This window comes from Microbacterium sp. RU1D (genome assembly GCF_900156435.1).
Taxonomy (GTDB): domain Bacteria; phylum Actinomycetota; class Actinomycetes; order Actinomycetales; family Microbacteriaceae; genus Microbacterium.
In genome coordinates this window covers 1,820,215-1,833,899 of the sequence record NZ_FTPQ01000001.1, presented here as the reverse complement: position 1 = coordinate 1,833,899, position 13,685 = coordinate 1,820,215, and the positions used below count along the sequence as shown (strand labels likewise).

The 13,685-nt window shown below is 68.7% G+C and carries 10 protein-coding genes; 1 reads left to right on the top strand and 9 read right to left on the bottom strand.

The genetic code is table 11. The features are described from left to right. Nucleotide 1: 1 nt before the first annotated feature. The 4 genes from ctaD to B0B15_RS08395 all read right to left on the bottom strand — a co-directional run bounded on the left by ctaD (nucleotide 2) and on the right by B0B15_RS08395 (nucleotide 4,644). Nucleotides 2–1,765 carry an aa3-type cytochrome oxidase subunit I gene (gene ctaD, locus B0B15_RS08410; protein ID WP_076674923.1) on the bottom strand — a complete coding sequence of 588 codons (1,764 nt, stop codon included), beginning with the start codon at nucleotides 1,763–1,765 and terminating at the stop codon, nucleotides 2–4. Between the two features lie 2 nt (nucleotides 1,766–1,767). After that, nucleotides 1,768–2,646: an aa3-type cytochrome oxidase subunit II gene (gene coxB, locus B0B15_RS08405; RefSeq protein WP_083708915.1), complete on the bottom strand. Its 879-nt coding sequence runs from the start codon at nucleotides 2,644–2,646 to the stop codon at nucleotides 1,768–1,770. 165 nt (nucleotides 2,647–2,811) lie between these two features. After that, complete coding sequence (gene erpA / locus B0B15_RS08400; protein WP_058232406.1) at nucleotides 2,812–3,177, bottom strand: iron-sulfur cluster insertion protein ErpA; 366 nt, start codon at nucleotides 3,175–3,177, stop codon at nucleotides 2,812–2,814. 72 nt (nucleotides 3,178–3,249) lie between these two features. Beyond that, on the bottom strand, nucleotides 3,250–4,644 hold the full coding sequence (locus B0B15_RS08395; RefSeq protein ID WP_076674920.1) for a dipeptidase: 1,395 nt from the start codon (nucleotides 4,642–4,644) through the stop codon (nucleotides 3,250–3,252). Nucleotides 4,645–4,690: 46 nt separating this feature from the next. Here B0B15_RS08395 and B0B15_RS08390 point away from each other — a divergent pair, with 46 nt between their 5' ends. Then, complete coding sequence (locus B0B15_RS08390; RefSeq protein WP_076674919.1) at nucleotides 4,691–5,263, top strand: DUF3043 domain-containing protein; 573 nt, start codon at nucleotides 4,691–4,693, stop codon at nucleotides 5,261–5,263. Between the two features lie 410 nt (nucleotides 5,264–5,673). On the opposite strand, the gene B0B15_RS08385 is transcribed toward B0B15_RS08390, so the two are convergent. From B0B15_RS08385 to dnaE, 5 genes are all read right to left on the bottom strand, one after another. Beyond that, nucleotides 5,674–6,699, bottom strand: a complete 1,026-nt coding sequence (locus B0B15_RS08385; RefSeq protein ID WP_076674917.1) for a quinone-dependent dihydroorotate dehydrogenase — start codon at nucleotides 6,697–6,699, stop codon at nucleotides 5,674–5,676. A gap of 10 nt (nucleotides 6,700–6,709) precedes the next feature. Next, entirely contained in the window at nucleotides 6,710–7,195 is a 486-nt protein-coding gene (gene nrdR, locus B0B15_RS08380) for a transcriptional regulator NrdR (protein WP_076674915.1), read from the bottom strand. Between the two features lie 13 nt (nucleotides 7,196–7,208). Next, the gene (gene hisD, locus B0B15_RS08375; RefSeq protein ID WP_076674914.1) at nucleotides 7,209–8,510 is read right to left on the bottom strand and encodes a histidinol dehydrogenase; all 1,302 of its coding nucleotides are present in this window, start codon (nucleotides 8,508–8,510) and stop codon (nucleotides 7,209–7,211) included. Nucleotides 8,511–8,704: 194 nt separating this feature from the next. Then, complete coding sequence (locus B0B15_RS16810) at nucleotides 8,705–9,946, bottom strand: hypothetical protein (protein ID WP_256334239.1); 1,242 nt, start codon at nucleotides 9,944–9,946, stop codon at nucleotides 8,705–8,707. A gap of 107 nt (nucleotides 9,947–10,053) precedes the next feature. Beyond that, a complete protein-coding gene (gene dnaE, locus B0B15_RS08365) occupies nucleotides 10,054–13,518 on the bottom strand; it encodes a DNA polymerase III subunit alpha (RefSeq protein WP_371113250.1) in 3,465 nt (1,154 codons plus the stop codon). Between the last annotated feature and the right edge of the window lie 167 nt (nucleotides 13,519–13,685).

Genomic DNA, 13,685 nt, shown 5'->3' with positions numbered 1-13,685 from the left:
GTTACTTGACCTCTCCGGCCGCGGCGTCGACGACGGGCGTATCGGGGGCGTCCTTGGCCGGACCCACACCGACCGGAATGCCGGCCTCGGGGTGGTTCAGGTCGAAGGCGGGACGCTCGCTGCGGATGCGCGGAATCGAGGTGAAGTTGTGACGCGGCGGCGGGCACGACGTGGCCCACTCGAGCGACGCACCATAACCCCAGGGGTCGTCGACCGTTACGCGCGGCGCCTTGCGAGCCGTGATCCAGACGTTCAGCAGGAACGGGATCATGGACGCGCCGAGGATCATCGAGCCCACGGTCGAGAGCTGGTTCTCCCAGGTCCACCCGTCGGCCGCGGCGTAGTCGGCGTAACGACGCACCATGCCGTCGACGCCCAGCCAGTGCTGGATGAGGAAGGTCATGTGGAAGCCGACGAACAGCATCCAGAAGTGCACCATGCCCAGACGCTCGTTGAGCATCTTGCCGGTCCACTTCGGCCACCAGAAGTAGAAGCCGGCGAACATCGCGAAGACGACCGTGCCGAAGACGACGTAGTGGAAGTGCGCCACCACGAAGTACGAGTCGGACAGGTGGAAGTCGAGCGGGGGCGACGCGAGGATGACGCCGGTGAGACCACCGAACACGAACGACACGAGGAAGCCGAGAGCGAAGACCATCGGCGTCTCGAAGGTGACCGAGCCGCGCCACAGCGTTCCGATCCAGTTGAAGATCTTCACGCCGGTCGGCACCGCGATGAGCATGGTCATCAGGGCGAAGAACGGCAGGAGCACTCCGCCGGTGACGTACATGTGGTGCGCCCACACGGCCACCGACAGGGCGGCGATCGCGATGGTCGCGTACACCAGGGTCTTGTAACCGAAGATCGGCTTACGGCTGAAGACCGGGAAGATCTCCGACACGATGCCGAAGAACGGCAGGGCGATGATGTAGACCTCGGGGTGTCCGAAGAACCAGAAGAGGTGCTGCCACAGCAGGACGCCACCGTTCTCGGGGCTGTAGATGTGTGCACCGAGCACGCGGTCGGCGGCGGCCGCGAAGATCGCGGCGGCGAGCACGGGGAACGCGAGCAGGATCAGGATGCTCGTGATGAGCGTGTTCCACGAGAAGATCGGCATGCGCCACATGGTCATACCCGGGGCGCGCATCGTGAGAACGGTGGTGATGAAGTTCACCGCACCGAGGATGGTGCCGAAACCGCTGATGCCGAGGCCCAGCATCCAGAGGTTGCCGCCCACGCCGGGCGAGAAACTCGCGTTGGCGAGGGGCTGATAGGCGAACCATCCGAAGCCGGCCGCACCCTGCGGGGTGAGGAAGCCGGACACCGCGATGGTGGACCCGAAGAGGAAGAGCCAGAACGCGAAGGCGTTCAGACGCGGGAAGGCGACGTCGGGCGCACCGATCTGCAGCGGCAGCAGCGCGTTCGCGAAGCCCGCGAACAGCGGGGTGGCGAACATGAGCAGCATGATCGTGCCGTGCATCGTGAAGAGCTGGTTGTACTGCTCTTTGGTCGGGATGATCTGCATCCCGGGCTCGAAGAGCTCGGCGCGGATGATGAGCGCCATGACGCCACCGAGCATGAAGAAGATCACCGAGGCGATCAGGTACATGTATCCGATGGTCTTGTGGTCGGTGGAGGTGATCCACTTGACGACCAGGTTGCCCTTCTGCTCCACGCGCGTGGTGCTGAGCAGTGCGGCTTGACGCGGCGGGAGAGTCGTCGGGCGCGACGGGCCCGTCCCCTGGAGCGGAAGCGTCGTGGCCATGATCACTCGTTCCCTTCGACGCCGGTGGTCAGGTTCTGCAGACGCGACAGATCGCTGATGTCGCCCACGTCGCCGGCGCGGCGCAGGGAGTTCAGGTAGTCGTTGTATTCGGCCTCGCTGACGACCTTCACGTTGAAGAGCATCGCGGAGTGGTACTCACCGCAGAGCTCCGCGCACTTGCCCTCGTAGGTGCCTTCACGGGTGGGCGTGAACGACCACTCGTTGTCGCGACCGATGTACATGTCTTTCTTGTAGAGGAAGTCGATGATCCAGAACGAGTGGATGACGTCGCGCGAGCGGAGGTCGATCTTCACCGTCTTGTTCACCGGCAGGTACAGCGTGGGGACGTCGTCGAGGTCGTACCCGTCGGACGTGGCCTTGGCCTGGACGCCCATGGAGTACACGGCATCGGAGTTGTCCTCCTCCTGGCCGTTGTACTGGAAGTCCCACGCCCACTGCTTGCCGTAGGCGGTGATCGAGACGTCGGGGTTGTCGTACTGCGTCTCGAGCGTGTTCTGGTCGCGCGCCGTGAAGGCGAAGAAGCCGACGACCAGGATGAGCGGGACGATCGTGTAGAAGATCTCGACCGGCATGTTGTAGCGCAGCTGCACCGGCAGGCCCGACTGGCCGCGTCGACGGCGGTACGCGATGACCGACCAGAGCATCAGGCCCCACGTGATGACACCCACGGCGAGGAGGACGATCCACGAGTTGACCCACAGGCCGGCGACCATGTCGGTGTGGTTCGTGGCGGGCGTGCCGTCATCGACGAAGCCGGGCAGGAAACCGTGCAGCTGGGTCGTGGTGCACCCCGACAGGAGTGCGACGGATGCGATCCCCAGGGGGAGCGCTGCCCAGCGAAGGCGACGTTTGGAGGGCACAATGCACCTTTCCGGGTCGTGGATGTTGCTCTGACAGTCTAGAGCAACCTCTCACCGTTCTCAGGCCATTCGTCCAGCGCCGAGACATCGAGAACCCCCGGAATCCGCGGTGTGATCCGCGGACCCGGGGGCTCCGAATCGGCGCCGGAAGAAGGCGTCGTGGTCTCAGTGGAAGCTGTCGCCGCAGGCGCAGGAACCCTGTGCGTTCGGGTTGTCGATCGTGAAGCCCTGCTCCGAGATCGTGTCCTTGAAGTCGATGCTTGCGCCGTCGAGGTACGGAACGCTCATGTCGTCGACGATGACCTCCACTCCGTCGAAGTCGACGACCTTGTCGCCATCGAGATAGCGCTCGTCGAAGTAGAGCTGGTAGATGAGGCCGGAGCAGCCGCCGGGCTGAACCGCGACGCGCAGACGCAGGTCGTCGCGGCCTTCCTGCGATAGCAGGCTCTTCACCTTGTCGGAGGCGGCCGCGGTCAGGCCGACGCCGTGCTCGCGGGTCTCGGCGGAGGACGACAGAGTGGTGTCGGTCATGGCGATGCCCTTCGGGTTGATCGGTCGCGGGGACGAGAAGAGTCTACGCCCGTCCCGTCCCCGCGGACTCGATCAGACGGTCCGCTCGTTCAGGCGCGCCAGCAGGAGCGCCTCCGAGACGAGCGCGTTGCGGAAGGTGTCGACGTGCAGCGACTCGTTCGGACTGTGCGCCCGCGCGTGCGGGTCCTCGACCCCGGTGACCAGGATCTGCGCGGCGGGGAACTCGCGGACGAGATCGGAGATGAAGGGGATGGACCCTCCGATCCCGACGTCGACCGAATCGACGCCGTATCCCTCGGCGAACGCGGCGCGTGCTTCCTCGACGGCCCAGCCCCCGGTGTCGACGAGGAACGAATCGCCGCAGTCGACGTCACTGAACTCCAGCTGCGCGCCGAACGGCGCGTGTGCGCGCAGGTGCGCCTCGACCGCGGCGAAGGCCTGCTCGGCATCCTGACCGGGGGCGACGCGCGCGCTGATGACGACGCTCGTCTGGGGCGCCAGAGTGTTCGACGCGGCCTCGACGGGGGTCGCGTCCCAGCCGGTGATGGTGATCGAGGGCTTGTTCCAGATGCGGCTCAGGATCGAGTCGCGTCCGATCGGGCTGACGCCGTCGAGCAAGCCGGACTCAACGCGGAGCGTGGCCTCGTCGTAGGCGGGGGTCTCGGCATCCCGCGTCGCGAGGCCTTCGACGGCGACGGCGCCGTCGTCGTGCCACAGCGTCGCGAGGAGCTTGACGGTGGCGAGCATGGCGTCGGGGACGGCGCCGCCCATCATGCCGGAGTGCGAGGCGTGCGCCAGCGTGCGCACGGTGAGCGTGAAGCGCGCGTTACCGCGGAGGGACACCGTCAGGCCGGGCGTGCGCTCGTCCCAGTTGCCCGAGTCGGCCACGACGATGACGTCGGAGCGCAGGGCGTCGGCGTTGTCGGCCAGGAACTGTCCGAACGACCGCGAGCCGTACTCCTCCTCGCCCTCGATGAACACGGCGATGCCGAGGTCGAGGTCGTCGCCGAGCACCTCGGAGACGGCGCGGATCGCGCCCACGTGCGCCATGATGCCCGCCTTGTCGTCGGCGGCGCCGCGTCCGTACAGACGCCCGTCGCGCAAGGTCGGCTCGAACGGCGGGGAGTCCCACAGCGCCTCGTCGCCGGGGGGCTGCACGTCGTGGTGGGCGTAGAGCAGAACGGTCGGCCGACCGTTGCGCGCGGGGCGCGAAGCCAGCACGGCGGGCTGCCCCATCTCGTCGGTACCGGGGATCGCGGCGCGGGTCACCGCCACCGTGTCGAACACGCCGGTGCCCTCGAGGAGGGCGGCGACCGCGTCGGCACTCTTCACCAGAGCCGTCTGATCGAAGGCCGGCCAGGCGATGGACGGGATGCGGACGAGGGAGCCGAGATCGGCCAGGGCGGCGGGGATGCCGGCATCGGCTGCTTTTTGCACAGCCTCCTGCCGGGACAGGTCGAGGGTCATGCGGGTAATCTTAAGTCTCCCGACCAGCGAATCACCGAGGTTTCCCGTGGCCAAGTCCCCCGCCCCCGCCCCCAACGACACCCCCGTCGACTCGACGGCGCTCGGATCGGGCAAGGGCCGCGCGACGCCCTCGCGCGCCGAGCAGGAGGCCGCGCGCAAGCGCCCCCTGGTCCCCGACACCAAAGAGGCCAAGGCGCGCGCCCGCGCCGAGCTGGCTGCGCAGCGCGAAAAGGCCCGCATCGGCATGGCGGCCGGCGAGGAGCGCTACCTCCCCGTGCGCGACCGCGGACCGCAGCGTCGTTTCGCGCGCGACTTCGTCGATGCCGGATGGCACCTCGGCGAGGGTGTGATGCCGTTCATGGTGCTCGTGATCGTCGCGACCCTGATCCCCGTGGCGTTCTTCCAGTATTGGTCGTTCGTCGCGCTCTGGATCTTCATCCTGTTCGTGGTCGGCGACATGATCATCACCTCGACCCGTGTGAAGCGCGCCGCGAAGGAGAAGTTCGGCGAGAGCCGGCTCGAGAAGGGCCTCGGCTGGTACGCCGCGATGCGCACCGTGCAGATGCGCTTCATGCGCCTGCCGAAAGCCCAGGTCAAGCGCGGCCAGTACCCCGCCTGATTCCCCGTCATCCTGGAACGGCGCGCCGAGAGGCGCGCCGTTCCGTGGTTCTGGCCGGATTCAGCCGTCGTTCCCGGCGCGCACCCGTTGGCGAGTGTCCCGGACATCCCGCCCTGTCGCCTAGCGAGCGGCGTGACCAGGAGATTCACCGCGGTACCGAACCTGGGCAGGATGCCCCGCCGGCCCTCGTCGCCGAGCGCGGCGCGCCCGATCGCGGAGTCGGTGTTCGACGCCGTCGAGTGTCCAGGACACGCCGCGGGATCGGGACGCGGGCGGCGTACAGGCCGCGGACGGGAAACGTGGCGGCGCCGTGGCACAGGTGCGCAGCGGTCAGCGCGGGCGCGCGGCGGCGCCGTGAGGGGCGCTCCTGCGCTGCAGCTGGAGGGCGTAGCGCGAGCAGACGCCGTCGGTCAGCGGGTGTGAGAGAGACCGCGATTGATCTGGCGCGCCCACAGGGGGCCGCGGTACAGGAACGCGGTGTATCCCTGCACGAGCGTGGCTCCGGCCGCGAGGCGCTCGCGCACGTCGGAGGCGGTCTCCACTCCCCCGGCCGAGATCACGACGAACTCGGCCGGGACGACCTCGCGCACCAGGCGCAGCACCTCGGTCGCACGCTCCTTCAGCGGGGCTCCTGACAGTCCGCCCGCTCCCGCGGCCGCGACCGCGGCGGCATCCGTCGTCAATCCCGAACGGGAGATCGTGGTGTTGGTCGCGATGAGGCCGGCCAACCCCGCGTCGACGGCGAGGCGGGCGATGTCGCGCACCTCGTCGTCGTCGAGGTCGGGGGCGATCTTGACCAGCAGGGGCGTGCGTCCGGCCGCGTCGCGCACGGCGGTCAGGAGCGGCCGGAGGGTCTCGACCGCCTGCAGCCCGCGCAAACCGGGGGTGTTCGGCGACGAGACGTTGACGACGAGGTAATCCGCCAGGGGCGCGAGAAGACGAGCGCTACGCACGTAGTCGGTGGTGGCGTCCTCGACGGCGACGACGCGGCTCTTGCCGATGTTCACGCCGATGACCGGACGTCGACGGGCGCGGCGCAGGCGGCGTAGCCGAGCGGCGGCTGCCGCGGCACCGTCGTTGTTAAAGCCCATGCGGTTGATCACCGCCCGATCCGCGATGAGACGGAACAGCCGCGGCTTCGGGTTCCCCGGCTGCGGCAGCGCAGTGACGGTGCCGACCTCGACGTGCCCGAAACCGAGCGCGCCGAGACCACGACCCATCGTGACGTTCTTGTCGAAACCCGCGGCGACGCCGAACGGCGAATCGAACGTCAGGCCGAGCGCCTGCACGCTCTGGTCGGGGCCCGGCGCCGTGGCGCGACGGACGACGGATGCCACGGGCTCGACCCCGGCGACCCGGATGACGAGCGCACCGAGGTGATGCGCGAACTCGGGGTCGAGACGCGAGAGGACCGTGCGGAAGAGAAGGGGATACATCCCCGCCAGGCTACTGGACGACGTCGCGATCGTCGTTCGCCGGACGACCCGCGTGATCCGCTCGCAACTGCGCGATCGCGGCGTCGAAGTCGTCGAGCGAGTCGAAGGCCTGGTAGACGCTCGCGAAGCGCAGGTAGGCCACCTCGTCGAGCTCGCGAAGCGGGCCGAGGATCGACAGGCCGATCTCGTTCGCCTCGATCTGCGACGACCCCGTCTGGCGGATCGCCTCCTCGACCTGCTGCGCCAGCACCGCCAGATCCGCGTCGGTCACGGGGCGCCCCTGGCACGCCTTGCGGACACCCGACATCACCTTCTCGCGACTGAACGGCTCGACCACTCCCGACCGCTTGATGACGTTCAGGCTCGCGGTCTCCACGGTCGAGAACCGACCGCCGCATTTCGGGCACTGACGCCGACGACGGATGCTGAGGCCGTCATCGCTCGTGCGCGAATCGATGACGCGGGAGTCGGGGTTACGACAGAAGGGGCAGTGCATGCGTCGTCCTCCCTCAGACCTCGAACCGGGCGGTGACGGCCTCGCCGTGCGCGGGAAGGGCCTCCGCGTCGGCGAGGGTCACGATGGCATCCCGCACCCGGGAGAGCGCCTCGCGGTCGTACTCGATCACCTGCTGGGGGCGCAGGAACGTCGCCGCCGACAGACCGGCGCTGTAGCGCGCTTGTCCCCCGGTCGGGAGCACGTGGTTGCTGCCGGCGAGGTAGTCGCCGAGACTCACGGGCGTGTAGGGGCCGACGAAGACGGCACCGGCGTTGACGTAGTCCTCGGGGCGCGGATCTGCGAGGTGCAGTTCGAGGTGCTCGGGCGCGTAGGCATTGCTGAACGCAGTCGCCTGCGCGATGTCGTCGACGAGCACGACGGCGGACTGCGGCCCGTGGAACGCCGCCGTGACGCGCTCCGTGTGACGGGTGGAGGCGACACGCTCGGGCAGAGCCGCGCGCACCGCCTCGGCCAGCGCCGGCGAGTCGGTCACGAGCACGGCGGAGGCCTGTTCATCGTGCTCGGCCTGGCTGACGAGGTCGGCCGCGACCAGGGCGGGGACGGCCGTGTCGTCGGCGACGACGAGGATCTCCGTGGCGCCCGCCTCCGAGTCGGTGCCGACACGGCCAGCGACCGCGCGTTTGGCGGAGGCGACGAAGTTGTTGCCCGGGCCGGTCACGACGTCGACGGGGTCGAGGCCGATCTCGGCGACTCCGTGGGCGAACGCGCCGATCGCGCCGGCGCCGCCCATCGCGTAGACCTCCCTGACGCCGAGCAGGCGCGCAGCGGCAAGGATGACGGGGTGCACGCGGCCGCCGAACTCGGCCTGCGGCGGGGATGCGAGGGCGACCTCGCGGACACCGGCGACCTGCGCCGGGACGGCGTTCATGACGACGCTCGAGGGGTAGACGGCCTTGCCGCCGGGGACGTAGAGGCCCACGCGGCGAACCGGCTGCCAACGCTGCGTCACGCGGGCACCGTCGCCGAGCTCCGTCACCACGGGAGCCGGGACCTGGGCGGCGGATGCCGTGCGGACACGCGAGATCGCCTCGTCGAGCGCGGCGCGGATCTGCGGATCGAGGTCGCGCAGCGCCTCGTCGAGGTGGTCGGCCGGGACACGGATGGCGTGGTCGCTGACGCGGTCGAAGCGCGCCGCCTGCTCGCGGAGAGCCTCCTCGCCTCGATGCGCCACATCGGCCACCAGACGGGCGGCGGTGGCGAGGGCCTCGTCGCGCGCGGCGTCGGCGCGCGGGACGACGGCGAGAAGCTCGGCCGGCGAGAGCACGCGGCCGCGGAGATCGATCGTGCGGAGCATGCGTCCAGGCTACCGGCCGTCCGTGGAGCCGCCGGCGCCCTCCACAGGGCTTGCAGCCGGTGTCCAGCCAGCTCTTCCCGCGAGGGTCCGGCCTGGCGACCGCGGAGGCGACCCGCGGCGGGCGATACACGGCGGGCCGCGCAAAGGGACGCGAACGAGGGCGGTGAATCCGACGCCCCCGCCCTCGCGCGATCTCAGCCTCGGGTCACGCCCGACACGTCGTGCAGATAGCCGATCCGACCGTCGTCGTGACGCACGACGAAGGTCTCGCCGCGGTCCTCGATGACGAGCGCCCACGCCGTGGGACCGATACGGAAGATGGGCGTGCCGTAGTCGTCGACGATCTCGCGCTCCTCCGGTGCCAGGGCCCAGAACGCCTGCGCGTGCGCATGATCGTCATGTGCGCGCTCGTCGTGCGCGCGGCCGTCGTGAGAGTCGTCGTGCGCCGCATGCTCGGCCCCGTGGCCCGCATCGTGGGCGGGGATCGAACCGGTGTCGGCGTGCAGCGGGGCGAAGATGTCGGTGGCCGTGTCGTGGTCACGCTGAGCGGGAAGGACGGAGGTCGCGGGCGCCGCGTCATCGTGCGCGAGGTCGGTCGACCCCGTGTATGTGCCCGGTGCGGGCACCGGAGAGTCGGCTCCGCCGGCATCGTGCGCCGCGACGGGACGTGGAGCCCGGGGCGTACGCGGACGCGGGACGACCGGTCGAATAGGACGCGCGTTCCGGTGCGCTGGAACCTCTTCGCGGCCGCGGAAGTCGGCCGAGAACGGCGGGATCACGGGCGCGAACACGGTGAAGACGACACCAGCCAGCAGCACGACGGCTTCCACCCAGATGACCCAGGAGCGCGTCCAGATCCCGGTCTCATCGAACACCGCGACGGTGTCCCACACCCAGGAAACCCAGACGAGGGCCGACACCGTGAACGCCACGGAGGCGAATTGGTCGATGCCCAGCGAGCCGACCCGGCGGATGCCCTGGGGGGACAGCCGACGCAGCACGATGAGGCCGACCGCGGCGGTCGGCAGGGCGACGGCGGGGATCCACCACAGTCCCGAGAGCCACACATTGCCGCCGCCCACGAGCACACCCGACGGCGAGTCGAGGATGTTGGTGCGGAAGAACGAGACGAAGAAGGCCACCACCCACACGCCCAGCAGGGCGATCTCCCGAACGGAGAACGGTCCGACGCCGTAGGGGCCGCCGCCGCGTGCAGGTGCGGGGGACGTGGTCGCGCTCGTGGGCGCAGAGAGACTCTTCGACGCGGCCGGAGCCGCCGGCGGCGTTTCGTCGGACGGGGCGTGCGTGTCGGCACCGACCGGCCCGGCCGCACTGTCGTCGGCAGGGGTGAAAAAGGCATCGGAGGCGACCGTGCGGTCGACGTGGTCGCGGTCGTGGTCGGGCTCGGAGGTGTCGTGGGGGTAGTGATCGTTCACGGGGGTCCTTTCACCCAGGGCGCCGCAGCGCCCGGTCATGGTAACCGGCGGATCTTCAGCGTCAGCTGGGGTTGCGACGCGGAGGCCGCGAGCCGACGGGGACGGGGTCAGCCGAGGCAGTTGGGGCCGAGAAGTCCCTTGAGTTCACCGAACAGGTCGGCCGTGACGCGCACGGGCATCGGGACTTCGAAGATCTTCGCCGTGCCACCCTTGTGCAGCTTCAGCAGGACCTCCGTCGACCCGGAGTGGCGTCGGAGCATCTGCGCCAGCTCGCCGACCAGTGCCTCGTTCGCGCGCTGCTCGGGCACGACCAGTGTGAGTCCGCCCGACTCGTCGAGCCCCTCGAGGTCGGGGGCGAACGCACTCTGCGCATGCAGGTTGAGTCCGTCGTCGCGGCGCGACACCCGCCCGCGCACGACCAGGATCGAGTCGGCCTGCAGCACCGGAGCGAACTCGGCGTAGGTCTTGCCCATGAACATCACGGTCACCTCGCCGTTGAAGTCCTCGACGGTGACCATGCCGTACGGGTTGCCGCTCTGCTTGGCGACGCGGTGCTGCACGCTCGTCAGCAGCCCCGCCACCGTGACCTGGTCGCCGTCCTGCACGTCTTCGGACGCGAGGAGGTCGTGGATCGAGGTCGAGGCGTGCTTCGCGAGCGGCACCTCGAGGCCCGCGAGCGGGTGATCGGAGACGTAGAGGCCGAGCATCTCGCGCTCGAACGCCAGCTTGTCCTTCTTGGTCCACTCGGGCCGCTCGGGCACCTTGACGACCTGCTGCGGCTCGTCCCAAAGCGAGTCGAAGTCGAAACCGACCTCGCCGTTGGCCTCCCGCCGCTTGTCGAGTACCGCGCCTTCACAGGCATCCTCGTGCACCTCGATGAGCGCTCGACGCGTGGATCCGAGCGAGTCGAACGCGCCGGCCTTGATGAGCGATTCCACGGTGCGCTTGTTCGCCACGTGCATCGGGACCTTCGACAGGAAGTCGTGGAACGACGTGTATCTGGCGTCCTGACGAGCGGCGACGATGCCGTCGACCACGTTGGTGCCGACGTTGCGCACGGCGCCGAGACCGAAACGGATGTCTTCCCCGACGGCCGCGAAGAAGCGGATCGACTCGTTGACGTCGGGCGGAAGGACCTTGATCCCCATGCGGCGGCACTCGTTGAGGTACACCGCCATTTTGTCCTTCGAGTCGCCGACGCTCGTCAGCAGGGCGGCCATGTACTCGGCCGGGTAATGCGCCTTGAGGTACGCGGTCCAGTACGACACGAGCCCGTAGGCCGCGGTGTGCGCCTTGTTGAAGGCGTAGTCGGCGAAGGATTCGAGCACCTTCCACAGCGTCTGCTGCGCGACCTCGCCGAAGCCGCGCTCGGTCATGCCGCCGAAGAAGATCTCCTTCTGCTTGTCGAGCTCGCTCTTCTTCTTCTTGCCCATGGCGCGGCGCAGGAGGTCGGCCTGACCGAGCGTGTAGCCGGCGACGCGCTGCGCCACGGCCATGACCTGCTCCTGGTAGACGATCAAACCGTAGGTGGTGTCGAGGATGTCGGCGAGCGGCTCCTCGAGCTCGGGGTGGATCGGCTCGATCTCCTGCTGCTTGTTTTTGCGCAGGGCGTAGTTGATGTGCGAGTTCACGCCCATGGGCCCCGGGCGGTACAGGGCGAGCACGGCCGAGATGTCTTCGAAGTTGTCGGGCCGCATGAGGCGCAGGAGCGAGCGCATGGGCCCGCCGTCGAGCTGGAACACGCCCAGCGTGTCGCCGCGGGCGAGGAGCTCGTATGATGCCGCATCGTCGAGGGCGAGGTCTTCCAGCACGAGCGGGTGACCGCGGTTGGCCTCGATGTTGTCGAGCGCGTCGTTGATGATCGTGAGGTTGCGCAACCCCAGGAAGTCCATCTTGATGAGCCCGAGCGACTCGCACGCCGGGTAGTCGAACTGCGTGACGATCTGGCCGTCCTGCTCGCGACGCATGATCGGGATGATGTCGATGAGCGGCTCGCTCGACATGATCACGCCGGCCGCGTGCACGCCCCACTGGCGCTTGAGGTTCTCGAGCCCGAGCGCCGTGTCGAACACCGTCTTGGCCTCGGGGTCGGTCTCGATGAGGGTGCGGAACTCGCTCGCCTCTTTGTAGCGCGGGTGCTCCGGGTTGAACATGCCGTCGAGCGGCATGTCCTTGCCCATGACCGCGGGCGGCATGGCCTTGGTGAGCTTGTCGCCCATGCTGAACGGGAACCCGAGCACGCGACCGGCGTCTTTCAGCGCCTGCTTCGCCTTGATCGTGCCGTATGTGACGATCTGGGCGACGCGCTCGTCGCCGTACTTCTCGGTGACGTACTGGATGACCTCGCCGCGGCGACGGTCGTCGAAGTCGACGTCGAAGTCGGGCATCGAGACACGGTCGGGGTTGAGGAAGCGCTCGAAGATCAGGCCGTGCTGGAGGGGATCGAGGTCGGTGATCTTCATCGCGTAGGCGACCATCGAGCCGGCTCCCGAACCACGGCCGGGCCCGACCCGGATGCCGTTGTCTTTGGCCCAGTTGATGAAGTCGGCGACGACGAGGAAGTAGCCCGGGAACCCCATCTGCAGGATGACGTCAGTCTCGTACTCGGCCTGCTTGCGCACCGCGTCGGGGATGCCGGCGGGATAGCGGTCGTGGAGGCCGTTCTCGACCTCCTTGATCATCCAGCTGCCCTCGGTCTCACCCTCAGGCACCGGGAAGCGCGGCATGTAGTTGGCCGAGGTGTCGAACTCGACCTCGCACCGCTCGGCGATGAGGAGCGTGTTGTCGCAGGCCTCGGGGTTGTCGCGGAAGACCTGGCGCATCTCGGCGGCCGACTTGACGTAGTAGCCGTCGCCGTCGAACTTGAAGCGCTTGGGGTCGTCGAGCGTCGAGCCGGACTGCACGCACAGCAGGGCCGCGTGGCTGGTCGCGTCGTGCTGATGCGTGTAGTGGAGGTCGTTGGTCCCGACGAGCGGGATGTCCAGTTCCTTCGCGATCTTCAGCAGATCGGACATGACGCGGCGCTCGATCGAGAGACCGTGGTCCATGATCTCGGCGAAGTAGTTGTCTTTGCCGAAGATGTCCTGGAACTCGGCCGCCGCAGCCTTCGCGGCGTCGTACTGCCCCAGCCGCAGACGCGTCTGCACCTCGCCCGACGGGCACCCGGTCGTGGCGATCAGGCCGTTGCTGTAGGTCTGCAGCAGCTCGCGGTCCATGCGGGGCTTGAAGTAGTAGCCCTCCATGCTCGCTTTCGACGACAGACGGAACAGGTTGTGCATGCCCGCGGTCGTCTCGGACAGCAGGGTCATGTGCGTGTAGGCGCCGGAACCGGACACGTCGTCGCTCTGCTGCTCGGGCGTGCCCCAGCGCACGCGCGACTTGTCGGAGCGGTGCGTGCCGGGGGTGACGTAGGCCTCGATGCCGATGATCGGCTTGATGCCGGCATCCTTCGCGGTCTTGTAGAACTCGTAGGCCGCGAAGGTGTTGCCGTGGTCGGTGACGGCGATCGCCGGCATGCCCTGCTTGACGGCCTCCTGAACCATCGGGCCGATGCGCGCCGCGCCGTCGAGCATCGAGTACTCGCTGTGCACGTGAAGGTGAGCGAAGGAGTCTGCTGCCACGCGTCGAGTCTACGTTCGGCCTCCGACATCGGCCGTGGATGTTCGGGGCGGACGCCCAGTCGGACCCGCGCTCCCGGGCGCGTCGTGGGACGGAGCCCGGCCGATACCGCGCAGCACGG